This is a genomic window from Vicinamibacterales bacterium (assembly GCA_036012125.1).
Taxonomy (GTDB): domain Bacteria; phylum Acidobacteriota; class Vicinamibacteria; order Vicinamibacterales; family UBA823; genus UBA11600.
The window spans coordinates 52,362-77,157 of record DASCOS010000020.1; the positions used below are offsets into that span (position 1 = coordinate 52,362).

At 52.6% G+C, this 24,796-nt stretch carries 19 protein-coding genes and 1 tRNA gene; 5 read left to right on the forward strand and 15 right to left on the reverse strand.

What is annotated here, in order from left to right:
* Positions 1-42: 42 nt before the first annotated feature.
* Positions 43-843: a deoxyribose-phosphate aldolase gene (gene deoC / locus QGH09_07290; protein HJO17985.1), complete on the reverse strand. Its 801-nt coding sequence runs from the start codon at positions 841-843 to the stop codon at positions 43-45.
* Positions 844-938: 95 nt separating this feature from the next.
* Here deoC and hpt point away from each other — a divergent pair, with 95 nt between their 5' ends.
* Positions 939-1,484 carry a hypoxanthine phosphoribosyltransferase gene (gene hpt / locus QGH09_07295; GenBank protein ID HJO17986.1) on the forward strand — a complete coding sequence of 182 codons (546 nt, stop codon included), beginning with the start codon at positions 939-941 and terminating at the stop codon, positions 1,482-1,484.
* On the opposite strand, the gene QGH09_07300 is transcribed toward hpt, so the two are convergent.
* Complete coding sequence (locus QGH09_07300; GenBank protein HJO17987.1) at positions 1,465-2,874, reverse strand: amidohydrolase; 1,410 nt, start codon at positions 2,872-2,874, stop codon at positions 1,465-1,467. The two genes, hpt and QGH09_07300, sit on opposite strands and share 20 nt — an antisense overlap.
* 66 nt (positions 2,875-2,940) lie before the next feature.
* On the opposite strand from QGH09_07300, the gene upp reads away from it, so the two are divergent.
* A complete protein-coding gene (gene upp / locus QGH09_07305) occupies positions 2,941-3,564 on the forward strand; it encodes a uracil phosphoribosyltransferase (protein ID HJO17988.1) in 624 nt (207 codons plus the stop codon).
* 20 nt (positions 3,565-3,584) lie between these two features.
* On the opposite strand, the gene QGH09_07310 is transcribed toward upp, so the two are convergent.
* The 4 genes from QGH09_07310 to QGH09_07325 form a co-directional block, all read right to left on the reverse strand.
* Positions 3,585-3,659, reverse strand: a tRNA-Val gene (locus QGH09_07310).
* A 75-nt stretch (positions 3,660-3,734) separates the two neighbouring features.
* Positions 3,735-4,286, reverse strand: coding sequence for a hypothetical protein (locus QGH09_07315; protein ID HJO17989.1), 552 nt, complete (start codon positions 4,284-4,286; stop codon positions 3,735-3,737).
* Between the two features lie 37 nt (positions 4,287-4,323).
* On the reverse strand, positions 4,324-6,315 hold the full coding sequence (gene uvrB / locus QGH09_07320) for an excinuclease ABC subunit UvrB (protein HJO17990.1): 1,992 nt from the start codon (positions 6,313-6,315) through the stop codon (positions 4,324-4,326).
* Between the two features lie 139 nt (positions 6,316-6,454).
* Positions 6,455-7,375, reverse strand: coding sequence for a VWA domain-containing protein (locus QGH09_07325; GenBank protein HJO17991.1), 921 nt, complete (start codon positions 7,373-7,375; stop codon positions 6,455-6,457).
* A 195-nt stretch (positions 7,376-7,570) separates the two neighbouring features.
* On the opposite strand from QGH09_07325, the gene QGH09_07330 reads away from it, so the two are divergent.
* Entirely contained in the window at positions 7,571-8,965 is a 1,395-nt protein-coding gene (locus QGH09_07330) for a DHH family phosphoesterase (GenBank protein ID HJO17992.1), read from the forward strand.
* A gap of 53 nt (positions 8,966-9,018) precedes the next feature.
* Here QGH09_07330 and QGH09_07335 read toward each other — a convergent pair whose 3' ends face one another.
* Genes QGH09_07335 through greA form a run of 3 tightly spaced genes read right to left on the reverse strand, consistent with a single transcriptional unit; the run spans position 9,019 to position 12,103 of the window.
* A complete protein-coding gene (locus QGH09_07335; protein HJO17993.1) occupies positions 9,019-10,179 on the reverse strand; it encodes an aminotransferase class I/II-fold pyridoxal phosphate-dependent enzyme in 1,161 nt (386 codons plus the stop codon).
* 58 nt (positions 10,180-10,237) lie between these two features.
* Positions 10,238-11,635 carry a hypothetical protein gene (locus QGH09_07340; protein ID HJO17994.1) on the reverse strand — a complete coding sequence of 466 codons (1,398 nt, stop codon included), beginning with the start codon at positions 11,633-11,635 and terminating at the stop codon, positions 10,238-10,240.
* A complete protein-coding gene (gene greA / locus QGH09_07345; GenBank protein HJO17995.1) occupies positions 11,636-12,103 on the reverse strand; it encodes a transcription elongation factor GreA in 468 nt (155 codons plus the stop codon). It abuts the gene before it with no gap.
* Positions 12,104-12,240: 137 nt separating this feature from the next.
* On the opposite strand from greA, the gene QGH09_07350 reads away from it, so the two are divergent.
* Positions 12,241-13,050, forward strand: a complete 810-nt coding sequence (locus QGH09_07350) for an RNA methyltransferase (protein HJO17996.1) — start codon at positions 12,241-12,243, stop codon at positions 13,048-13,050.
* On the forward strand, positions 13,050-14,432 hold the full coding sequence (locus QGH09_07355; protein HJO17997.1) for a replication-associated recombination protein A: 1,383 nt from the start codon (positions 13,050-13,052) through the stop codon (positions 14,430-14,432). The genes QGH09_07350 and QGH09_07355 overlap by 1 nt, the downstream gene beginning before the upstream one ends.
* 257 nt (positions 14,433-14,689) lie before the next feature.
* Here QGH09_07355 and mutL read toward each other — a convergent pair whose 3' ends face one another.
* The 6 genes from mutL to mgtE all read right to left on the reverse strand — a co-directional run bounded on the left by mutL (position 14,690) and on the right by mgtE (position 24,759).
* Positions 14,690-16,459 (reverse strand): DNA mismatch repair endonuclease MutL, encoded by a 1,770-nt coding sequence (gene mutL / locus QGH09_07360; protein HJO17998.1) that lies wholly within the window; start codon positions 16,457-16,459, stop codon positions 14,690-14,692.
* A 21-nt stretch (positions 16,460-16,480) separates the two neighbouring features.
* Positions 16,481-19,297: a pyruvate, phosphate dikinase gene (gene ppdK, locus QGH09_07365; protein HJO17999.1), complete on the reverse strand. Its 2,817-nt coding sequence runs from the start codon at positions 19,295-19,297 to the stop codon at positions 16,481-16,483.
* A gap of 19 nt (positions 19,298-19,316) precedes the next feature.
* Positions 19,317-21,584 carry a glycine--tRNA ligase subunit beta gene (gene glyS / locus QGH09_07370; GenBank protein HJO18000.1) on the reverse strand — a complete coding sequence of 756 codons (2,268 nt, stop codon included), beginning with the start codon at positions 21,582-21,584 and terminating at the stop codon, positions 19,317-19,319.
* Positions 21,585-21,623: 39 nt separating this feature from the next.
* A complete protein-coding gene (locus QGH09_07375; GenBank protein HJO18001.1) occupies positions 21,624-22,511 on the reverse strand; it encodes a glycine--tRNA ligase subunit alpha in 888 nt (295 codons plus the stop codon).
* 40 nt (positions 22,512-22,551) lie between these two features.
* Positions 22,552-23,298 (reverse strand): DNA repair protein RecO, encoded by a 747-nt coding sequence (recO, locus tag QGH09_07380; protein ID HJO18002.1) that lies wholly within the window; start codon positions 23,296-23,298, stop codon positions 22,552-22,554.
* Between the two features lie 96 nt (positions 23,299-23,394).
* The gene (gene mgtE / locus QGH09_07385) at positions 23,395-24,759 is read right to left on the reverse strand and encodes a magnesium transporter (protein HJO18003.1); all 1,365 of its coding nucleotides are present in this window, start codon (positions 24,757-24,759) and stop codon (positions 23,395-23,397) included.
* Positions 24,760-24,796: the final 37 nt, after the last annotated feature.

Genomic DNA, 24,796 nt, shown 5'->3' on the forward strand with positions numbered 1-24,796 from the left:
AGGCCAAGGTCTTTGGTCTCGGGAAAACAGTCTTCAACCTGCTTACCCACCGAGCGCTTCCATCACGATTTTTACGCCAGCACTCGCACCGATTCGAGTAGCACCCGCACGAGTCAGCGCTTTAAACGTCTCGAAGTCTCTTACCCCGCCTGCAGCCTTGACCCCAAGTGCATCACCAACGATAGCTCGCATGAGCGACACGTCGGCGATCGTTGCTCCGCCAGGCCCAAACCCAGTCGAGGTCTTCACAAAATCGGCTTTGGCCGCTTTGGCCAACTCACATGCAAGACGCTTCTCATTATCTGTCAACAACGCTGTTTCAATAATCACCTTACTTTGCGCATCACTATGGCGACAAAGCTCAACGACAGCCTCGATGTCGCGCTGGACTAATATACGATCTCCACTCTTCAGAGCACCCACATTGATCACCATGTCGATTTCTGAAGCTCCGTCGCCCAACGCGCGCTGAGCCTCATAACCCTTAACCTCAGGCGGGGTGGCGCCAAAAGGAAATCCCACGACGGAACACACGTTGATCGGTGTATCACCTAAGCGCCGGTGAGCGCGGACCACCCATGTTGGGTTCAGACATACAGCAGCAAAGCCATATTGCGCGGCTTCGTCGCACAAGGCGTCGATGTCGTGGTCCGTGGCGTCTGGCTTCAGCAGGGTATGATCGATTAGGCTCGCAACTTCCATTGGCACTCCCCCAGTCGCATGTAACCCAACTCGTGATGCTCCAGCCTCGATCACGCCACGTAGCCGTTCCGGACAACACTCTAGTGGCACATCGTGACAGTCGCAGCGCCTTACGGTAACCCCTTGCTTGGAGTATTTCATCGTTTCCTAACCGGAAAATTGTGATTACACTTTTATCTCTAAACGAAACAATCTCACCCTGAATATGGTAATCTTCGGCTTCGCTGGCTGATGCTATGAGTTCGCCACTCTCCAACAAACCCCTGTTTACCGCAGACCAGATCCATAAACGCGTTTGCGAACTCGCGCGCGATATTGACGCGGATCACAGGTATGACGAACCCTTGCACGTCGTCGTTACAATGAAAGGCAGCTTTATCTTCGCCGCCGACCTTATCAGAGCGATGCGTACACCAGTAACACTCGACTTCATTACTGTCCGGTCATACGCTGGTGGCGTAACTTCTGGCGAAATACAACTATTAAAAGACCTCGACTCTTCCATCGAGGGACGGCACGTTTTGATCGTCGAGGACATCGTTGACACGGGACGTACGCTGGACTATCTACAACACTTACTCCGAGCGAGAGCACCGAAAAGCCTCCGCACGGTATGCTTAACAAGGAAGCCGTCAAGGCGAGCGGTCAACTTGGCCGTCGAGTACGTCGGGTTCGAAATTGGCAATCACTTCGTCGTCGGCTACGGACTTGATCACAGCGAACAGCATAGACACTTAGACCACATCACCACCCTTGAAGAACCTAGTGCACCGCGTCGCTGACCTTCATCGCTAGCTGCCGAGCCTCTTCCAGAATCATTGTTTCGTCCAACGAATATACATGGCCGTCGCGCATCAGGATACGACCATGGACGATTGTCATCCTCACATCGTCGCCCCGAGTTGTGTAGACCAGATGTGACACTGGGTCGTAGAGTGGCGTTTGGCGGGGGGCTGCCATTGAGACAACCACAAGATCGGCGCGCTTACCTGGTTCAAGAGAGCCTACCTCATCACCCAGACCAATCCCGCGAGCACCGCCAATTGTCGCCATCGCCAGGGAGGCCTTAGCGCTAACCGCCCGGGAATCGCGCTCGTGCAGCTTATGCAGGAGGGACGCAAACCGCATCGATTCGAACATATCGAGATCGTTATTACTAGCTGCACCGTCCGTACCTAATCCAAGATCAACACCAGCCGCGAGATACCTGCTGACCGGTGCGACTCCACTGGCGAGCTTCATGTTACTTTCCGGATTGTGAGAGACCCCTACCCCATGACGCTTTAAGATCTCGATGTCTGCTTCCGACACCCACACACCGTGGGCAGCGACCACTGTTGGGCCCAAGAAGCCAATGGATTCCAGATACCCAGTTGGTGTTTGGCCATACTGCTCCCGGGCAATATTGAGCTCATTCTCAGTCTCGGCAAGATGAATTAGGATCGGCACTTCGTAGCGTAGCGCCAGATTCCGCGCAGCCATTAAGGCACTCTCATCAAGGGTGTACATGGCGTGTGGGGCAACAGCTGGATTGATAAGCTCATGCCCTCTCCACGCCTGGATGAATGCCTCGGCTCGGGTCAGCGCCTCATCCGGAGCAGCCGCATCTGGAGAAGGAAACCCTATGACCGCCTGTCCCAAGACCGCTCGTAGGCCAGACTCCGCCACTACTTCGGCAATCACCTCCTCAAAGTAGTAACTATCGACGAAGGTTGTCGTACCCGACCGAATCATCTCGAGGGCAGCCAGTGCCGTTCCCACCCGTACAAACTCTGGTGTTACGGTTTTCGCCTCAGCCGGAAAGATATACTGCTCGAGCCACTCCATCAGGGCTAAGTCATCAGCAAGCCCCCTGAACATCACCATCGGTGCGTGAGTATGCGTGTTAACTAGGCCTGGCATGACGATTTGACCAGACGTATCTACAATCTCGATGGCGTTAACTGCTGATGCCACCTCCGCCGAAGAACCCACTGACACTATGACAGAACCGTCAATGGCCACAGCGCCATCGGAAATTACACGGCCTAGGGAATCCACAGTAACAACCGTGCCACCAGTGAGAAGCAAGTCGACCTCGCGTGGGAGGCCGCTCGATTGAACTAACACCGTCGTACTAAACAGAAGCCACCAGGTTGTGACACAGCAAATCCAACTTCGTTTTACCATCATATTTCCCGCATCTTACTCGAAATAACAGTCCCCTCGGTAAGTACGACATTGCGTTATAGTGACCTTATGCCAGCACACATCGTGGTTCACCCCGTCGTACAGGACGCCCTAACCGTGCTTCGCCTTAACACAACCAACGCCGCTGAATTTAGAAGAAACGCAGCCCGCCTCACCATGGCGTTAGCTGTCGAAGCAACGAAGGCACTGCCACTGCAGAACACCACGGTCGAGACAGGGCTCGGAAAAGCATCGGCACAGCGGATCGACGACGAGATCGTGGTCGTGCCAGTCTTACGGGCAGGACTCAGCATGCTAGAACCCATCCTCACGCTACTTCCGACTGCCCGCGTTGGTTACATCGGACTGGAGCGAGATGAACAAACAGCGATTGCTTCAAGCTACTATTCCAAATTACCCGATCAAATTGCCTCCGCCCACATTCTACTCGTCGATCCAATGTTGGCCACTGGAGGTAGTGCAGTTGCAGCGCTCGATCTTCTTAGCGACTTGGGCGGGTCACATGCAGTTTTGCTCTCCATTGTGGCAACTGATCAGGGTATCCGTGCTGTTGAAAACCACCATTCCCAAACCACTATTTACACGGCAGCTGTTGACCCAACACTAAACGAACAGAAGTTTATTGTGCCAGGACTCGGCGATTTCGGTGATCGACTATACGGAACAGACTGATTACCAATAAAACAAACAAGTGGTGGGCGCTAGTGGATTCGAACCACTGACCCCCGCCGTGTGAAGGCGATGCTCTACCACTGAGCCAAGCGCCCACTCGCCCGATCAGTCTACCGAATTTACACCACTTCAGCTAGCAACGATGCTTGTGGACAAACACATCGTCGCCATTAGGACTCTGTCACTTGATCGATCAGGATAGAAAGCATCTCAGCAAAATCACTGTCGGCGGTTGAGTAGGCCTCGTTGTACGAAGTCTCTGACAGTTGCTGTCCGGCCCAATCACTATTAAACAACAACACTTGATTCGCACGGGTAAAGCGATCAGCAATCCCATCGACAGGCACTCTTGCTAACCCATTAGCGCCGTAGTCATCAACAAATAATCGCGTCTCTGGCGGAGACGAACTGTTTAGGTCTACATAAACATCACGGTAATTTCCTGCAACGATCTTGACATCAAGCAATTGCGGCGCCGAATAGTCTCCTGCAATGACCAACAATTGCCTTCCAGAAAAATAAAGTGCAGCTACGTAACGATTCTCGACGTCAGAGTATCCAGCTGCAACAGCTGTGAGCTCAGCGTCGTCCATCAGTTTTCCCAACTCCTCCGCAAGCGCCGAGGATGTAGACGTTGACTGTGCGCTTGTTATTACCGAAAGCAAAGCAATCATCGCAATCACGAATACCCCGTTCAAATGCCGAAGCCAACCAGTTCTCATAGATTGCACTCCCATTATCAGTTTCACCTAAGGCCAATCACAATCCAAGCCCATGCGTACGCAGCTTCTTGAGTGAGTCCCGTAGCTGAGCTGCAAACTCAAACTCAAGATTGGCCGCAGCATGCCGCATCTGATCTTGCAGTTCCTTAATGCGTGCATCCAATTCTGCCTGAGTCCGAAACGACTCCTGCTCTTCACCCTGATCCGTCACAGTTAAATAATCTCGTTCATAAACGCTTGATAGCACTTCATCAATGGCCTTCACGATCGATGTTGGCGTGATGTCGTGAGCTTCATTATACGCCTGCTGGATCGTGCGACGGCGTTCAGTTTCATTAATAGCTGTCCGCATCGAGTCAGTTACGGTATCTGCATACATGATGACCCGCCCATGCACATTTCGTGCAGCACGCCCAGAGGTTTGAATTAGTGAACCCGCGGATCTCAAGAATCCTTCTTTGTCCGCGTCGAGGATGGCCACCAGCGATACCTCGGGCAAGTCGAGACCCTCTCGCAGAAGATTGATACCAACTAGAACATCGAACTCTCCCCGTCGCAAATTTCGTAAGATTTCAACGCGTTCCAGTGTGTCAATATCCGAATGTAAATACCGAACGCGAACACCAAGCTCCTGATAGTACTGTGCTAAGTCCTCAGCCATCCGCTTCGTTAAGGTTGTAACCAGTGTACGCTCCTTACGCTCAGCTCCCAAGCGCACCTCATGAAGCAAATCGTCTACCTGACCACTAACTGGACGAAGTTCAACCACAGGATCCAGAAGACCGGTTGGTCGAATGATTTGTTCAACAATCGCGCCGCCCGTAGCCTGCAACTCATACTTTCCTGGCGTTGCAGAAACAAAGACGGCTTGATCAACTCGACCCTCCCACTCATCAAAATTAAGGGGACGATTGTCGAGGGCTGATGGCAACCTAAATCCATACTCTACGAGAACCTCTTTACGTGAGCGATCTCCCTGATACATGCCACGGATCTGGGGTACCGTTTGGTGACTTTCATCCACAATTATCAACGCATCGTTGGGAAGATAGTCAAGCAAGGTCGGCGGTGGCTCGCCAGCCGCTCGCCCAGAAAGGTGTCGTGAGTAATTTTCGATGCCGTGACAGTAACCGATCTCCCGCATCATCTCGAGATCGAACAACGTGCGCTGACGCAGACGGTCAGCTTCAGCAAGTTTGTTCTTTGCCCTCAGCTTCGGTTCCCACTCGTCTAGCTCATTTCTAATCGTCTCAATCGCCTCCCGTGTTCGCTCTTTTGGAAGAACAAAATGAGACCTTGGGTAGATCGTCATCTTGTCGTGCGTCCGCTTCGATTTACCATTTACAGGGTCAAAGCTTGCCAGCTCGTCAACTTCGTCACCAAATAAACTGATCCGCACCGCTTCATCGTCGTATGATGGAAACACTTCAACTATGTCTCCCCGAACACGAAATGTGCCCCTCTGAAACTCTGTGTCGTTTCGTTCATACTGAATTTCTACCAGCTTCCGAAGTATCCAGTCACGTTCGATGCACTGGCCCCGTTGAAGACTTAGCAACATGTCGTAGTAAGCCTCGGGCGAACCCAAACCATAGATGCACGACACGCTTGCGACAATAATCACGTCTCGGCGCTCAAACAGTGACCTTGTAGCCGATAGCCGCATGCGATCAATCTCATCATTAATCGTGGCTTCTTTTTCGATGTATGAATCGGTGGCCGGGAGGTAGGCCTCTGGCTGGTAATAGTCGTAGTAACTCACAAAGTATTCGACCGCATTTTCGGGAAAGAATCGTCTAAACTCTTGATAGAGTTGCCACGCCAAAGTCTTGTTATGTGCCATAACAAGCGTCGGACGATTGATTTGCGCAATGCAGTGCGCCATCGTAAAGGTCTTTCCTGACCCTGTCACACCAAGAAGAACTTGCCTGCGATCTCCTCGGTTAAGCCCAGTAGTCAATTCATCAATCGCACGTGACTGATCGCCACGGACCTCAAACTCTGAAACAAGGCGAAAAGTATTACTCACAATAGTCTCTAGACCTGGTCTCTGCTTGCCAACTAGTCTGTAAGCAATTGGCAAGCGAAGTTAACCGTTCATCGTACCACAAGCCAAGAGCGAAAGATTGATGAACTGAGAATAGAAGTAGTCGCTGACCTGAAGAGGGTTAGGATTCTGGAGGTCTGTAGGGGCCAAAGTAACCACGGCGGGTGCGCACAGTGGCGCCATCAAGTTCAGACCGCGTACTTGATAGCTTGACTCTGACCTCGCGCCAAGCGCCGTCCGTTCGCGTATCCGTGGATGCGTAACCGAAAGAATACCGCGCAGCAATTTCCTCAGCGATCTGTGCGTAGATCTCGTCCAACGGATCGGCGGTCAAAGGCAAGAACACATCTCCGCCCGTCGTTTCCGCCAATGTTCGAACCCGCCTCATGAGCCGCGCATTACCAGGGTCGTTCTTTAAGAAACCGATGGCATACACCGTTACGTCAGAGGCCTTAACTAGATCAAGCGCTTCGCCATAGGACACTTCACTCCGCGTGTCACTTCCGTCGGTATAGAGCACGAGAATTTTTTGTCCATCTTGGGCAGCCGCTCCGTCGAGATAGACACCCAAGGCATCGTATAACGCCGTCCAGCCATCTGGCTTTTGGCCCCGAATACGCTCAATCAGCCGTGGGAAATCCGACTGCCGATAACGCCCAACCCTCACCTCGGTATCAAAATCCACAAGGGTAATGTCCTCAGCCTGACGGACAGTGTTGAGAAATTTGATGGCCGCCGTTCTGGCAAGGCGTAGGTCCGTCTCCATACTCGCACTAGTATCGAACAAAAGCCCCAGGTGCAACGGTGGACTCGTTGCTTCAGGCGTGTTCGGACCTACAAAATAGCTTATTGACTGTTCAACGCCCTCTTCCTGGATTTCAAAATCACCTTCGACTAGATCCGTAACGAAATTCCCCTCACGATCGATTACGGTAACTCCGAATCGAACAAGATCGATACCAGTCGTAAACGTGGGCTGCGCCCGAGCAACGCTACACGGTGAAATAACCAGCGCAGCAGCAAGAAGAATAAATCGCGTCATTGATTGAGTTCGTCCGCGTGTTGACACGAGCTTCTGCTCAATCATACTGGAACTCTACTCGAAGGCAACGTCTCAGTTTGATCCGCCGATGTAATACCCTCTTCGCCTCACTAGTCCACGCGAATCATCTAGGATTTCGTATAATGGCCGATGAAACTGCATACGGAATCACAAATTTAGATTTACACGATAACGATGAAGTGTCTCGCCGTTTGCCAGGACGAGGCTGTCGCCAAAACGCTGCATCACGCCCTGGTACCAACATTCGAATTCACGTGCTTAGTGGAGAGGCAGCCTCTCGCAAGGCGACTCCAGGACTCTGGCCTACCCTGCCTGGCAGGCGATCCCCGTCGTGCTGATAGTTACGTAAAGGCCGACGTAACCTCTCAGACGTGCGTAATCATAGAAGATCCAGGGAAGCGCGGGTTGAGGCGGGTTCTAATGGCGGTGCAAGATGCTGGTGCGGCACTCCTCTATGTGCTCAAAACGCCAAATCTTCTACAGCGAAGCTGGAACGACGAATTACGTCTAGAATTTCCCGAGGTTACAGAATTAGACCTCGCTGAACTTCTCTCCGGTCCACTCCTGACCCAGCTTAGCCGGTCGACGACAAGGGCGAAGGTGCAGCAATATCAGCGTTACTTTGCCGATGCCGACTGTGTTCTGATCCTCTTACACAACAATCCGGACCCAGACGCTATGGCGAGCGGACTTGCGCTCCGGACAGTACTTCGACGAACGAAAACCACAGCAATTATCGGCGCCCTTGAGGATGTCACACGACCCGAGAACCTCCGGATGGAAAAGCTACTTGACATCCACGTCGAACGAATCACGCCTGATGCATTCAATGACTTCGACCGTATCGCTACTGTCGACGTACAGCCTCACTACTTCGGCAACGCACTACCCAAAGTCGATCTCGTGATAGACCATCACCCCGAGCAACCAGGATACACCGCTATCTACAAGGACATCCGAGCCGATTTCGGTTCAACATCAACAATATTGACTGAACACCTACGCGCGGTCGACCTCTCCATTTCTGAACGCACGGCCACAGCGATGCTCTACGCTATCAAATCGGACACCCTTTTCTTTGCACGCCACACCAATCGTTCAGATTTGGACGCCTTTACCTACCTGTATCCGCTAGCCGATGCCGCCATGATCCGGAAGATGGAAGGTGCGAAGATTACTCTTGAACGAATGGAATATGTTCATCGAGCAATGAAACATGGCGCCTTACATAACCAAGTGTTTACTGCGTTTCTCGGAAGCTCATCGCGTGAAGATTTCATCCCATATTTGGCGGACTTCTTTCTCCAACTCGAGGACGTGAAGTGGACTGTCGTCGCCGGCGTGGTCGACGACACGCTTATCGTCTCAGTGCGTAATCTTGGCTACACACGAAACGCTGGGGAGTTTGTGCGCCAATGCTTTGCCGATATCGGTAGCGCAGGCGGGCACCGCTCAATGGCCAAGGCATTGGTGCCACTTGAGAGTTTTCGAGAAAAGTTTGGTAATCTCGACGATGCCCAAGTTCCCCAAGCGCTACACCAATTAATTAATGCTTTTCTGAAAGATTAACCAGGCACCGGTCGCCGTAGGAACGATTGAAGACCTTGCCTGCTACTGACCTCTCAACCCAGTGCTTGATCGAGATCGGCAATTAGATCCTCTGAGTCTTCTAAGCCCACAGACAATCTCACCATGCCACCTGATATGCCGGCAGCCCGTAATTCATCTTCTGATAAGCCATAATGCGAAGTGAGCACCGGTAGACTACACAGACTCTCCACCCCACCAAGACTCACAGCCCTAGCAAACACCTTTAGTCGATCAAAGAATGCAGACGCCCTTTGCAAACCGCCATTAAGGTCGAGGCACACAATACCTCCGAAACCATGCATCTGCCGGGAAGCAATCTTGTGGTCGGGATGCGACGTGAGTCCAGGATAATACACCCGAGCCACCCGACGATCCGATTCCAGAAAGTTTGCAACCTTAAGAGCATTGGCGTTATGACGTTCAATTCTCACTGGCAGCGTTTTCAATCCTCGCCCCAGCGCATAAGCCGCCTGCGGAGCAAGTACGGTGCCAACCAGACGTCTCGCTAAACCAATAGGAGTTATGAGGTCATCCCGGCCGGCAATCGCGCCGGCAATCAGATCACTATGTCCGTTCAGATACTTCGTCGCGCTATGCATACAAATGTCTACACCCATCTCTAGCGGTGATTGGTTCAAAGGACTTGCAAATGTATTGTCGATTATTGATACGACACCTCTCTCCCGGCAGGCTGAACTGATCGCCGCAATATCCAAACATCGAAGCGTGGGGTTAATCGGCGACTCAAACCATAGGACTCTTGTCACTTCACTAAGCACATCAGCTGGTGCCTTTAACTCATCAAGGCCGACAAACCGCGTTCTCACTCCAAAGTCGGACAGAACGTCACGGAGCAGACGATGGGTACCACCATAGATCGCTGAACAGCAAACAATCTCATCATCAGACTTGAGTAAGCTCACGAGCGTCGTTAAAGTCGCTGCCATTCCTGAAGAGAAAATCAACCCAGCCTCAGCACCTTCAAGCTCGGCTACGCTTTTCTCAACCGCTTCTACAGTGGGATTCTCATATCGCGAATAAAAATAGTCGTCCGATCGACCTTCGACATAAGCCTCGACGGCAGCGGCAGACTCGAACCTAAATGCTGTCGTCTCGTGAATCGGTGTCGTCAGAGGCGCTACCTTTGAAGAGTTCAATCGATTGACATTAATGCTCTGCATTTCAAATTTCACACTCTCACTCCTGTTACGTCTGGACCTTTGGCCGTCAATCTCGGTGCGCCAATCGCAATCACTCGCCTGAGGTTGCAATAACTGGATTAATGAACTGGCGATATGTGTCCTGGTATCCCTGGTCGACGAGTTCAACCACTGATTGCCGTCGATCCGACCGGTCATCGTATGCCCCAGAGAAATCGAGTGGACCAATCGGATTATGCGCAGGACGAATTAGGAACAGCCGCTGAAAGTGACCAACGCGGGCTGCAACAGCATCGCGGACAGAAGCACCTTCTATGGCCCCAAGATACTCCCCTACTCTTCCGCGTGCGTCACGCCTTCCCGCACTGAGCGTGTGGGGCCCTGAGAGTTCGGCTGTCGGGGAGACAACGATCACCTGCTCAACCCCAGCGTTCAGGACCTCTTCAAGAATCCGCGTAATGGCATCCGCGCGATCGGCAGCACGATGGACCTCGCCTCTCCATTGGCTGTCCGGCGCAAATGCGATCAGGTGAGGCTCTGTAACAACCGGTAAACTGACCGACGCCGCCAAAGCGTCGAGTGCATGCCCGCGTGCCGTACCGGCAAGGTCCCAAGTTTCAGAGGCCCGTCGTCCGCGTTCATCAGTTGAATTAAAGAACCCCTCACGGTAAGGCTCGGCCAGTAGTGCAAATACTAGATCCCGCCGAATATCAACATCATGTACCGTCACAATCAGTTCGCGGAAACCAGGTTGGCCAAGATTGTCAGACAGTAACTCCGTATAATCGTTACTGATCTCACGACCAACTGGCCTTTCCGTCACCGATACGCCGCGGATGAGCTCCCATAGCGCCTTCGTAAAGCGGTCGAGCACGCCGGTCGGTGTTAGAGGAACCACAAGTATTTGCCACCATGCTGCTCCACGGGCCCGACGTCGTGATCGCAGGGAGCGGAGCACCGTGACGGCAAAAAGTGCCAATAACAACAGTAGTAGGAAGACAACCAACCATGGAAAAATAATAGGTAGCGACATCGAATTGACCATCGCCAATAGTTGTTCGCTATACCCATCCAACAACGCAACGCCAGCACCGCCCTTGATCATTTGAAGCGACAAGACAATCGGATAGACCAATGCTGCACCCACCAGTATTACTAGCGGTAGAAGAACAGTGGCTAGGGCCGTACCGAACAAATACCCTGCTACGCGCAGAATGGGTCGCCAGCGATAAAACTGACGAGTTAGACCACCGCGCCAGATTCCCTTTTCCTCCCAGAGCTTTACTCCGCCATCGACTGCTGCAAACATCGCACTTACGGCGCCCATACCTCGCCCAGCAACCAGATCGACCCTAACACCAGCTTCGTTCAGTGCTTGTAAAACGCCGGCATGATAGGCACCAGCCGTGCCAGTGCCGTTGAGGACGAGGGCCGTCCGGAGGCTCGGTGAGTACGTCGGCTTACGACCGTTTATGGTGGCGTCTGTCATTCAACCGTCGTGTACAGTTGTTAGCTTAATGAGCTCGAATTTCCGAGTACCAGTTGGCGTGGGCACTTCTAACTCATCACCTTCCTCCTTGCCCACAACTGCACGACCAATCGGTGAGGCAGTCGAAATCCATCCCTTGTCAGGCTCAGCATCCTCAGGCATAACGAGATGATAGGTCACCGACCCTCCACCCAACTCTCGTAGTTCAACCGTGGAACCGAATCCAGCCCGATCTCTCGGCAGTTTCTCAAAATTCATTAAGGAGACCTGGGATGCGCGCGCCTGGAGCATTGAAACCCTCGCCTGAACCAATCGTTGACGCTCCTTCGCAGCCTGATATTCAGCATTTTCGCGGAGGTCCCCAAGTTCACGAGCCCGCTGAATCTCCTTAGGGAGCTCGTGTTTGAGCTCTCGTTCGAGCTTCTGAATTTCATCATCGAAACGTTTAAGTAACGGCCCTTTAACCATTGGATTACGACATCCACCAGACACAAAAATCGTCCACAGTCTCGCCTCCCAAGACTAGCACAGTCTGTTATTCTGCTCTGGTAGCGCCGCGCCCTACTACAACAGGCCGTGGTTATCACCGTATCGGGTGCTCCGACGTGGACCGAATCTCTAGTCGAAGAAACGACATCGTCACCGCATTTCGTACCGCCGCCGCTGGGCAGCAGGAACGGCTACTACTCGATGGCAAGCATCTCGTTGAAGAGGCGCTACGGGCCGACCTTTCCATCAAAACCCTAGCAATGACGGCTTCGCGCCTAGCTGATAACCCTTTACTCGCAGAGTCATTGGTCGAAGTAGGCACTAAGGTGATTAGCGTTACCGAAAGTGTGATGGACGTAATTAGTCCGGTCGTTACTCCATCAGGAATTGTCGCTCTTGCTGAACGGCCACTCGTAACCGTTGACGATGTCCTGCGTAGAACTCCCCAGTTCGTCATTGGACTAGTCGACGTCCAAAATCCTGGAAATCTTGGCGCGGTCATACGCACTGCGGAAGCCGGTGGGGCTACCGGAATTGCAGCAACCGGGAAAAGCGCAGACCCCTACGGCTGGAAAGCCCTACGAGGAGCGATGGGTGGAACGTTTCATATTCCAGTCACGTGGCCTACTGCCTCGTTGTCGTTCATTGCCGATGCCCGGGCGTCTGGACTCAAAGTTGTGGCTGCAACTCCGGGTAGCGGTAGGTCGCTGTACGAGATCGATTTAACGGTGCCAACCCTCGTCATGGTCGGCGGTGAAGGCTCTGGCCTTTCGCAGGAGATCGTTTCCGCAACTGACCAAGCTCTCTTCATTCCAATGCCAGGCTCTGCCGACTCACTCAATGCTGCAACTGCCGCTGCCCTGATTATTTACGAAGCGTTTAGGCAGCGTTACCTCGCCGGTGCTTCCTCATTGGAAGGTAACTGATGATGGAGTCGAACAATCTTTTCTCTGATCCCAATCAAGACGCATCTCAGGGTGTAGCTTCGCCGCTCGCTGAACGAATGAGACCGCGTTCATTGGCTGAATTCGTCGGTCAACACGATTTGCTTGCACCAGGCCGCCCACTCCGAAAAGCGATTGAACTCGATACACTTCAATCAATTATTTTATGGGGTCCGCCAGGCACTGGAAAAACTACCGTCGCCAGACTGATCGCTGTCGATACACGCGCACACTTTATAGCCTTCAGCGCCGTGCTCTCAGGAATTCGAGAAATCAAGACTGTTATGGCTGAGGCTCAAGATGCACGAAAGCGATTGGGCAAAAGCACAATTATTTTCATCGACGAAATTCATCGATTTAATAAAGCTCAACAGGATGCATTCCTGCCCCGAGTCGAAGCTGGTGACATCACGCTCGTCGGAGCCACGACGGAGAACCCGTCATTTGAAGTGAACGCGGCGCTCCTCTCACGATCTCGAGTTTTTGTCCTAAAGCCATTAGAAGTAACTGACCTCATAACTATCCTCACACGCTCTCTCGGCGATCGAGAACGTGGACTTGGTGGCTGTGGTCTGACTGCAACGTCGGAGGCCCTAGAAGCAATTGCTCGCCATGCAAACGGCGATGCCAGAGTAGCACTTAACCTGCTCGAACTCGCAGCAACGTTGGCCCAGAAAGAGGACCCGGAAAGTGAATTACAGCAAGATGGCTTACCGATAACCATTGATACATCTTTACTTGCCGATTTACTCCAACGACGAGCTCTCCTCTACGACAAAACCGGCGAAGAGCATTTCAATCTCATCTCAGCTCTCCATAAGTCGATGCGCAATAGCGACCCTGATGCGTCGGTCTACTGGCTTTCCAGAATGCTCGAAGCAGGTGAAGACCCACTCTACATTGCACGCCGCTTGGTTAGGTTTGCCTCTGAGGATATCGGTAACGCCGATCCACGTGCCTTGATGCTCGCGGTGGCAGCGAGGGAAGCCGTGCACTTTATCGGGATGCCCGAAGGCAATACCGCCCTCGCACAGGCTGTGCTCTACCTAGCAATGGCGCCAAAGAGCAACGCCGTCTTCACCGCCTATACACGCGCCGCTGCAGATGCACACGACCGCGCCGCGGAACCGGTCCCCCTCCATCTCCGTAACGCACCGACAAAACTTATGCGGTCTTTCAATTATGGAAAACACTACCGTTACGCACACGATGAGCCAGGTGCCGTCACCGAGATGGACTGCTTACCCCCTGAACTGCAGAAGCGCCAATACTACAGGCCGACCGACCGTGGTTACGAGCGAACTATCTCCGAACGTCTACTTGAATTGAAGAGGTCGAAAGCCAAGAAGAATTGGAAGACGTGAGAACGAGCCTTATGAATTTCCTAAAACACTGACTGAATCACGAGACGTCGACCAAGCCTAATTAGGAGATCGAAATAGAAACCCTCACTTGTGCATCGCCGGCCTTAACAATAGCCAGCCGACAATAAACAGAGCTACGCCACTAGCGAAAGTACGAGGACTCGGGCCGAGTGGTCCGGCATTGACAATTGCAAACAGCAAAATCGACATTCCTAAGAGTTGCAGAAATCGGCCTGTGTAGTAGAAAGCCCAATGCATTACGACCGCTCAAAGCCACGCTCGATCTCACGACGCCCAAGGCGGAGTAAAACAGGACGCCCGTGAGGGCATACGGTTGAGTATGAGGTGCGACCGAGTTCATCAAGAATGTATCGCATCTTTTCTGAGGTCAACGGGTCATTCGCCTTTACGGCTGCGTGACAAGCAGTGGTCGCCGCAATCCGACGTAGCGCCTCATCAACACCATGGCTAGCATCAAGCTCATCCAGATCGTTAGCAAGAATTCGAATTGCGTTTTCACAATCACCAAGTGTCAATAGCGCTGGCACAGCCCGGACCCGTACATCTTCCCTACCAAACGGTTCAATATCGAAGCCTATCTGAGTCAGCGCCTCGACATGTGTTGCGAGTCCCTGACATTGACCAACGGATAACTTCAGCAAAATGGGCTGAAGTAATCGTTGACTCTCTAAACGACCCGAGGATAAACGAGTCATTACACGTTCGAATAACACACGCTCATGGGCTACGTGTTGATCAACTACAACGATGCCTTCCTCATCCACGGCAACTATGAAGGTGTCGCGAAATTGTCCCAGAGCTATCATCGGCTTGATGCCACCGCCGGGCTGTGACACAGAAGTGACCACCTCGTTCTCAGGCACATTTCCAGGTATCAGAGTCGCTGGTGATTCCCGCACGAAAGCAGCTGCCACTGGCGTCCACCGGCTCGGAATTGATGCCCCAACCATGACTTCAGGAATCTGGCTTACCTTAGGTTCGTTGAGTTCTGTCGGCATTAACTTGGAGTGCAGTTGAGAGGGACCACTTTCACCAAGGGCCTCGGTTAGCGTACGCCGCAAAACCTCGTGGACGAATGATTGATCCAAGAATCGCACCTCGGCCTTCATCGGATGTACGTTGACATCGACCCGATCAGCGGGCACCTCGATGAATAGATGCACTTCTGGTCGACGCTCCTTGATCGTCGCTCGACTGTAGGAGTCAATGATCGCATGTGCAACTGTTCGGTCCTTCACGATTCTCCGGTTCACAAAAATATTCTGTGGACCACGTGACGGTCGTTGATTGACGAGAGCTGCGACATAGCCACTAATCGCTATTTCCCCAGCCTTCTTATGGACCTCGAGGAGATCTGGCCTGTCACCATAAAGCTGATAAAAGCGTTCCATAACCGTTTCGGTCGGGCCGCATTGCACCACTTGCCGCCCAGAACTCTTCAAACTGAATCCGACCTCCGGATAACCTAACGCTAATTGCGTTACCAGTTTTGACACTCTGGCTGATTCCGCCCTGTCTGATTTGAGGAATTTCCGACGCGCCGGCATGTTAAAGAAAAGGTCACGGATTTCGACCAGCGTGCCTACTGGCGCCCCCACCTCGCGAACCGAGGTGGTCACGCCACCACTCACTTCGATCAGCGTCCCGACAACTTGACCACGACCGCAAGTTCTAAGTTTTAGACGGCACACTGATGCCACACTTGGCAACGCTTCACCGCGAAACCCCAACGTATGGATAGCAGCAAGGTCACTTGATTTCGCCAGCTTACTGGTCGCATGTCGCTCAAGCGCTAGAATCGCCTCGTCTGGCGACATTCCTTCACCGTCATCCTCAACTGAAATAAACCTCTTCCCCCCTAGTTCAATCGTTACGCTGATCCGTCGTGCTCCAGCATCCAGAGCATTCTCGATAAGCTCCTTAACAGCAGACGCGGGCCGCTCAACCACCTCACCCGCAGCGATCTGGTTAGCCAGCTCAGCGGAAAGACGAATGATCTTAGCCATGACGTTCGGAGACGTCGAGACTCAAGCTGAATCGCGTAGCGCGGCCTGGGCTGCGGCCAAGCGAGCGACCGGTATACGAAACGGTGAAGCACTAACATAATCGAGTCCTACTTGATGAAAAAAGTGCACCGACGCAGCATCACCGCCGTGCTCACCGCAGATCCCAAGCTTCAGGTTCGGTCGGGTTTGCCGCCCCCGTTCTACCCCAATCCGCACGAGTTCGCCAATACCCACAGTATCGATTGACTGGAAAGGATCCCGCTCAATCAACTTAAGGTCCTGATAAATTCTGAGAAATCGTCCAGCGTCATCGCGTGAAAAGCCGTAGCCCATCTGTGTAAGATCATTCGTACCAAACGAAAAAAAGTCTGCCTCTAATGCAATTTCATTGGCGGTGACCGAACTACGTGGCACCTCAATCATGGTTCCCACGAGGTATCGCACTTTCACTCCTTGAGCGTCCATGACTTCAACCGCCACCCGATCGACGATTGCTCTCTGTGCTCGGAGTTCACGCACGTCGCCAACTAAGGGAATCATTATTTCGGGAATTACCTTGACACCTTCCTTCGCGAGACGGCAAGCAGCTTCAATGATGGCGTGAGACTGCATCTCAGTGATCTCAGGATAAGTGATGCCGAGCCTAACGCCACGATGGCCAAGCATGGGATTAAACTCGTGGAGTTGCTCCACTCGTCGTAACACTTGTCGCTTGGACTCGACAGCCTCATCCACTTCCCCCCGTGCCTCGGCGATAGCTATGTCAACCATCAACTCTTCACGTTTTGGTAGAAATTCGTGAAGAGGAGGGTCGATCAGACGAATGGTCACCGGCTGCCCTTCCATAACCTTAAATAGGCCATAGAAGTCGTCCCGTTGTAGAGGAAGCAAGTTGTCAAGCGCCGCACGACGGTCAGTTTCATTGTCCGCCATGATCATTTGCTGGACAATCGGAATGCGTTCTTCGCCGAAAAACATGTGTTCCGTCCGACAGAGTCCGATTCCTTCAGCTCCAAATGAGCGAGCAATCGTTGCCTGATCGGCTAAGTCCGCGTTTGCCCTGATTCCGAGGCGACGATGTGTATCAGCCCACTGAAGCAACCGTTCAAATCGTTGATAAATCTCGGAATGTTTGCCATCGAGATCGCCCCCAAGCACTTGGAGAATCTCACTTGGCTTTGTAGCCACCTGGCCACACTTCACCTCGCCTGTCAGTCCATCGAAGGATAAGTATTCGTTTTTGAGTATCTCTACACCGCCAACTCGCACACGCCCTCGCCCCTCATCAATCTCGAGCTCCCCAGCCCCGACGACCGACGGTTTACCCATCTGTCGGCCAACCACCGCTGCGTGAGATGTCATGCCGCCTGTCGCCGTCAATACACCTTGAGCAGCATACATACCGTGAATGTCATCTGGCGCGGTCTCCTTCCGAACGAGCAATGCAGGTTCACCCTTTGATTCACATAAAACGGCATCATCAGCAGTAAATACAACATGACCAGACGCTGCTCCAGGTGAAGCAGGCAGCCCTTCGGTCACCGTTGGTAAGGCGCGCCAAGCCTTTGGATCAAAAATAGGCACGAGCAACTGCGTCAGCGACTCGGGATCGACTAGCGAGAGCGCTTCCCTAGAAGACAACCGCTTCTCCGCAACAAGGTCGGTGGCAATAACGACCGCGGCGTATCCCGTTCGTTTGCCGCTGCGGGTTTGCAACATATACAGCTCTTCGTCCTGAATTGTGAACTCAAAATCCTGCACATCACGATAGTGTCGTTCCAACCGAGAAGTAATTTTTCTGAGCTGGCGGTAGGCGCTCGGCATCAGCTTTTCCAACTCGGCGATCGGCTTTGGAGTTCGAATGCCAGCCACGACATCCTCACCCTGAGCGTTAACAAGAAACTCGCCGTAGAACTCCTTCTGACCTGTAGCTGGATTTCGTGTGAATCCTACGCCGGTGGCCGACCGATTGCCGGTATTCCCAAACACCATTAACTGGACATTCACAGCCGTTCCAATGTCGCTCGGAATACCGTAAATTCTTCGGTACTCGATCGCACGCGGATTCTGCCATGATTGAAATACAGCATCACGGGCCATCTGAAGTTGTTGATATGGATCTTGGGGGAACAATTTTCCTGTCTTCCGTTTGACAAGTCGCTTGTAACGATCAATGACGATCCTTAGCGCTTTTTCACTAAGCCCCGTATCCTTCCGCGTGCGTTGGTCGCGCTTGACTCGTTCAAACACACCATCAAACGCTTCCTTCGGAATTTCTAACACCACATTGCCAAACATCTGTATAAAACGGCGGTAGCTGTCCGCTGCAAAGCGACCATTCCGCGTCTTACGCTTTAGACCTTCAACCGTTTTGTCATTCAGGCCAAGATTCAGAATTGTGTCCATCATGCCGGGCATTGAGAATCTCGAACCAGACCTGACTGACACAAAAAGAGGGTTCTCTGTTGAGCCGAACTTAGCATCAGTGACTCGCTCGAGACGCATAAGATGCTTAAGGATTTCTTTGTCTAACGATCTTGGTAACTTTCCTTCCCGCGCGTAGTAGAGCCCACAGACTTCTGCCGATATCGTAAACCCTGGTGGCACGGGGAGACCTGCGTTAGTCATTTCTGCCAGTCCCGCGCCCTTGCCACCCAGCGAGTTCCGCATATCCCGGTTCCCCTCGGCCTTACCTTCGCCGAAGAAATAGACGTTTTTCGCTGTTCGGGCCTTTCTTGTCACCCGCCCACGACCGTTTTTCCTGGCCGTTTTCCGCTGTGCAGCACGAGGTCCTCGGACAACCTTTTTCGTTGCTTGTTTCTCAGTTCTCTTTGTCATTCCCTTTGCTCACTACTAGTCATCTTTCAACATCACCGGTCAGATTACTAGCTCTGGTCTCACCAGCCTCGACCACGATTTCTGAAATATCCGCCAACTGAAGAATCAGACGCTCCAATCTCTTCATCAGCCTTAGCCGAGCAACCCGAACAACTGGATCGTCAGCCATGACAAACACCTCCGAAAAGAATCTATTAACAGCAGGACCGAATTTCGCCGCCTCGGTAAAGCCACGACGAAAATCCTCGCCGGCATCGATGAGGTCTTCAATGACCGGTTGGCGAGCTTCGAGCTCGGCCAATAAATGGCGCTCAGCGTTTTCCGTGAGAAGGCTTCCTAGATCGGAACTGGACTGCTCAGCCTTTTCATAGTCGGCATCGGATAAATCGCGCGCGATGTTCCGAACCCGCTTAAACGCCATGGCGAGCTGCTTGAACTCTGACGATTCAGTAAATTCAGGAAGCACCTCGAGTTTCCCGCGAGCGTCCAAGGGCCTAACCTCTGAACCAGTTGCCCTGATTACCGCTCTGACGTTACGAATATCATGCCCCCTCTGATCCAGAACGTAATGCAGTCGCTCCAGCATGAATGTCGAAACAGCTTCTTTAACATTAGCATCGGCCTTCCATGACTCGAAGGGTAAGGCTGCGGCGGAAAGTAGGTCGTCGCACGATGGCCGTACAGTCATCCCGGTCAGTTCCGGTAAATCTAAGAGAATTTTAAAAATGCCATGCGCCTGTCGCCGAAGACCGAACGGGTCACGAGAGCCAGTTGGACGCTCGCCGACGCTGAATAATCCCACGATTGTATCGAGTTTGTCGGCAAGCGCTACGGCTGCCCAGGTAACAGCACCCGTCCCGAGATCAACTGCAGTGGGACGTGCCTCGGGCTCCGGACTAACGGGCAAATAGTGATAATAAATGGCCTTCCAAACAGGTTCGGAAAGCTGCTGCTCCAAAGCGTAAATGCCTCCCATGATGCCCTGCAGTTCTCCAAACTCTCCCACCATCTCGGTCACTAAATCGGCCTTCGCCAGCCGAGCCGCCTTACAGGTATCAGGACGCACATCGTTGCGATTGAAAATCTTGTCTACAATCCAGCCTGCCAGCTTCTCGATCCTTTCCGATTTCTCTCGATAGCTTCCTAAGCGTTTATGAAAGAGCAGTGTGTCTAATCGGGTAAGCCTTGACTCGAGCAGAATTTCACGATCAGCCTCCCAGAAGAATCTTGCATCTCGCAAGCGAGCCGCTATTACCCGCTCGGCGTTTCGCGAGACGCGTTCACTGTTTTTTCCGGCTGTGTTCGTCACAGCCAGAAAGACCGGTAAAAGGCTCTGGTCAGAACCTGCTAATGGGAAAAAGTGTTGGTGATGCATCAGCGTCGTTGTGAGCACTTCACGGGGTAATTCGAGAAAGGTTTCATCGAACCTACCTTCCACAACCTGTGGCCACTCAACAAGGTCTGATACTTCTTCAAGCAGCGCCGACACTGAAGGAGATGCAAGATCTACTGAGCCACTATGCTCCTCAGCTTTAGCGAGCAGGGCCTTCTGAACCTTCTGCTGGCGTTCAGTGTGATCGAGGACAACAAACCTCTCAGCGACCTTTGCTCGATAGTCTGCTATTGACTTCACCTTAATAGGCTCACTTGCCCTCTTACCAAGAAAACGATGGCCATAGGTAAAATTGGATGACTGGAGCGCCTCCACATCAGTGTACTCTGCCAAGGTGGTTCGACCAATCTCAAACGGAACCACTTGCCCACCAAACAGAAACAAAATCCATCGAATCGGGCGTCCAAACATCAGTTCGCCATGACCATCGTCGAGCGCAGCGTCCCACTGCATCTGTTTTGGAAAATTTAGGTCACGGAGTGTGGCAGCAAGAACTGCCGGCAACACCGCAGTTGACGCCGCGCCCGTCTGATGACGCGAGTAAGCAAGATACCGTCCTTTCGGGGTATCAACCTCAATAAGCTTAGAGAGTTCCGAGGCGTACTTACGAGCAAAGCCTGTCGCCGCCTTAGTTGGCGCGCCATCAGAAGTGTAGGCCGCTGCCACTGCTGGTCCGGTAATCAGTTCCTCCACATCACTCTGGTGATCGGGAAGTTTGGCAACTGTCACAACGAGCCTTCTCGGTGTACTGAAAGCCTCCAGTGGACTGCCGGCCGGAATCCTCGCCTCGCTCAAACGAACTTCCAGTTGGCGGGCAAATTCAAGTGTCACCTTTGGCAACCAAGCTGCTGGTAACTCTTCGCAGCCGATCTCGATTAAAAGCTCTCGTTCCATCCGGTCTTAACCTGCATTTAGAACTTGAGTACGCAAGTGTTAGTCACCTGCTTCATTGACCTCTCCGACCTCTCCATTGTCGATGTATGCTTGCGCGATCGCAACGGCGAGTTTCCTCACTCGAAGAATATAGGCCGTGCGCTCGGCTACCCCTATCCCGCTACTTGCGTCAAGAATATTAAAAATGTGGGAACACTTAAGACAGTAGTCCAGTGCAGGAATTACGAGACGCGTCTTAAGCAACGTCTGCGCAAAAGCCTCATACTGCTCAAATAACCCTCGATGGAACGAAGCAAAGTCTTCGGGTGGCTGGTCGACCTTTCCAAACACATATTTTGATTGTTCGACCTCTTCTTGTAATCGAACCGCACCATACTTGACCCCCGGCGACCACTCAATATCAAAAACATTGTCCACCTTTTGCAACAACATGGCGATACGCTCTAGGCCATAAGTGATTTCCGTGGAAACTGGAGACAACACCTGGCCACCTGCCTGCTGAAAATAGGTGAACTGCGTAATTTCTTGACCATCGAGCATTACTTGCCAGCCAATCCCCCACGCACCCAAGGTTGGGGACTCCCAATTATCCTCCTCAAATCGAACATCGTGGGCCGCGCAGTTGATGCCACACGCCTCGAGACTCTCCAAGAAGAGTTGTTGAGATCGGTCTGGGGATGGCTTCAAAAGCACTTGAAACTGATGATGCTTAAATAATCGGTTCGGGTTCTCACCAAAACGACCATCGGCCGGACGCCGCGAGGGCTGAACGTAAGCAACCCGCCATGGGGACGAACCTAGCACCCGTAAGAACGTTTCCGGGTGCATTGTCCCCGCTCCAATTTCTAAATCGAGCGGCTGGTGGATCAAGCACCCTTTCGAAGCCCAATAGTTGGATAGGGCAGAAATGAGATCTTGAAAAGTCACGATTCGTCTTATGGAATCTTAGCGAGCGATGACACCGCAATCAATTCTGCAATGCCCGCATCACTCGCATCGATCTCAACTCCTTATCCAAATGTGTAGCTATTAACGAGCTGTGAGCCGCCTCCAGTTCACGGCTAATCTGAATTGACCACGATATCGTCTCCAAGTCGGCTGGTCGAATTCGTGATGCATCATGAAGAAACCTGATCGACAACGCCGACAATCGCAAACCCTCTCTCGGCTCTCCACAGCTAGGACAGAGAAACATCCCTTCTCTAGCTGAAATCCACCCACCGCCGTCTTCAAGTGCGGCCGCACACTCGTGACATACAATCGCCGGCGGGTAAACCCCCTGTAACCGAAGCAACCAATACTCGAAATATCGTGCCAGCCGCTCGACCGACACGCCTGAAACCATCGCCTCAACTATCGATACTCCGAGACGGTATAAGCGCTCATTTGGATCGGCCTCCTGAGCACATTCGTCGACCAACTCGGCAAAGTATCCAATGTAGTTCAACGATCCCGAGTCTCGTATTGTTAAAGGGGACCGGACCGTCTCCACTTCACTGACACGCACCAGGTCTCGATATTCCCGTTCGTAGTAAGACACACGCACGCACGTAAACGGTTCCAAGGCTCCAAGGAATCTTGACTTAGTACGCCTGGCACCCTTAGCCACGCCACGTTTCTTACCTCGGTCGCTGGTCAGAAAGACTACGATCCGGTCAGCTTCTCCCAATCGGTAGGTGCGAAGTACAAGAGCCTCCGAACTAAACAGCGGCATAGTCAGCAACGGCAGCGCCCCTCAAGGTGACTTAGTCCTCCGGACACCCCGACGCGCAGTATTCTAATGTACTCGCAGCCTGTTTTAGGTGATGAGTTAGATGAGGTAGCGCAGAAACAACGTACCCAGCCCCAGAAACGATAAGAAGCCGAAAACATCAGTCAGGGTCGTAATAAAGACCGAAGATGCCAGCGCTGGATCAACATTTAACGCCCTCAGCACAATTGGGATTAGGGTCCCAGCAGTCGCTGCAACCAGCATATTCAAGATCATCGCTAAGCCCAGTATTAGCCCGAGGACGGGATTCCCCTGCATGGCCCAAGACACACCCGCAGCAACAAAGCCCAAGACAAGACCGTTCCCAAGGCCAATCAGGACTTCCTTTACCAATGCTTTCCGGGAGTTTCCCCACGTTAATTCACCCAGCGCGATGCCTCGGACCGTGACCGTGAGTGTCTGGGTCGCTGCGTTACCACCCATACCAGCTACGACTGGCATGAAGACAGCAAGTGCCACCACCTGACTGATCGTTTCCTGAAAAAGCGCTACGACCGCGGCGGCCATGATGGCCGTTACCAAATTGACACCAAGCCACGGTAGACGCTTACGTAAGGCCTCGGCCGGCGGCGTAGAAATGTGTTCATCACCCGCCATTCCAGCTAAACGATAAATGTCCTCAGTCGCCTCATCCTTAATGACATCAATCACATCGTCCACCGTAATGATGCCCACCAATTTGTGTTCCTCATCAACAACGGGAATGGCCAGTAAGTTATATGACGCGACCATCCGTGCCACCTCTTCCTGGTCTGTGTCGACGCGTGAGCTCATTATGTCGGTCGTCATGATCCGCTTAAGTGGCGTTTCGGTCGCAACCAACAAGAGCCTCCGCAAAGACACAACGCCAACTAAATGCCGACGCACGTCTACGACGTAAAGGTAGAAAACCATCTCTACATCTCGTGACGTCTGAAGCGCCGCGATGGCCTCACCTGCGGTCAGATCTTCGGACAACGCAAAGACATTAGGATTCATGATGCGGCCAGCCGTCTGCTCGGCGTATTCGAGCAGATTCTGTACATCGCCCGCTTCACGTCGCTCCAGTAAATCGAGAACTGCGATTGATAACGTCTCTGGAAGATGTTCGATTAGCGCTGCGGCATCATCACTCGGCAGCTCTTGAAGCAGCTCAGCCAGGTCTTCAGCTGACCGATCGGCTAGCATTGCAGCACCGGCTTCTGGTCCCAGCTCACTAATCGCCTCCATCGCGAGCCTGCTGTAACGTTCCACTAGCAACGCGAAACTGTCGCGCCGATCGCGTTCGGTCAGCTCACCAAATACCTGGGCGAGGTCTGCTGGATGCTGCTTCTGGAGGAGATTGAGAAGGTTAGCGTTCGCACCGATCCGCTGCAGTCGCTTGACTGACTCGAGCACCAGGTCGATTCGGCGCTGGGCAGGCATGGTTCATTCTCACAGCAGCGGGTTTCCGGTCCGATGG

Bases quoted from the DNA above. Each gene is read 5' to 3' on its own strand.
- mgtE (HJO18003.1), bottom strand. From the start codon at position 24,759: ATGCCTGCCCAGCGCCGAATCGACCTGGTGCTCGAGTCAGTCAAGCGA.
- ppdK (HJO17999.1), bottom strand. From the start codon at position 19,297: ATGACAAAGAGAACTGAGAAACAAGCAACGAAAAAGGTTGTCCGAGGA.
- recO (HJO18002.1), bottom strand. From the start codon at position 23,298: ATGCCGCTGTTTAGTTCGGAGGCTCTTGTACTTCGCACCTACCGATTG.
- QGH09_07330 (HJO17992.1), top strand. From the start codon at position 7,571: ATGAAGTGTCTCGCCGTTTGCCAGGACGAGGCTGTCGCCAAAACGCTG.
- greA (HJO17995.1), bottom strand. From the start codon at position 12,103: ATGGTTAAAGGGCCGTTACTTAAACGTTTCGATGATGAAATTCAGAAG.
- QGH09_07315 (HJO17989.1), bottom strand. From the start codon at position 4,286: ATGAGAACTGGTTGGCTTCGGCATTTGAACGGGGTATTCGTGATTGCG.
- mutL (HJO17998.1), bottom strand. From the start codon at position 16,459: ATGGCTAAGATCATTCGTCTTTCCGCTGAGCTGGCTAACCAGATCGCT.
- glyS (HJO18000.1), bottom strand. From the start codon at position 21,584: ATGGAACGAGAGCTTTTAATCGAGATCGGCTGCGAAGAGTTACCAGCA.
- QGH09_07355 (HJO17997.1), top strand. From the start codon at position 13,050: ATGATGGAGTCGAACAATCTTTTCTCTGATCCCAATCAAGACGCATCT.
- QGH09_07325 (HJO17991.1), bottom strand. From the start codon at position 7,375: ATGACGCGATTTATTCTTCTTGCTGCTGCGCTGGTTATTTCACCGTGT.
- hpt (HJO17986.1), top strand. From the start codon at position 939: ATGAGTTCGCCACTCTCCAACAAACCCCTGTTTACCGCAGACCAGATC.
- upp (HJO17988.1), top strand. From the start codon at position 2,941: ATGCCAGCACACATCGTGGTTCACCCCGTCGTACAGGACGCCCTAACC.
- QGH09_07340 (HJO17994.1), bottom strand. From the start codon at position 11,635: ATGACAGACGCCACCATAAACGGTCGTAAGCCGACGTACTCACCGAGC.
- deoC (HJO17985.1), bottom strand. From the start codon at position 843: ATGAAATACTCCAAGCAAGGGGTTACCGTAAGGCGCTGCGACTGTCAC.
- QGH09_07300 (HJO17987.1), bottom strand. From the start codon at position 2,874: ATGATGGTAAAACGAAGTTGGATTTGCTGTGTCACAACCTGGTGGCTT.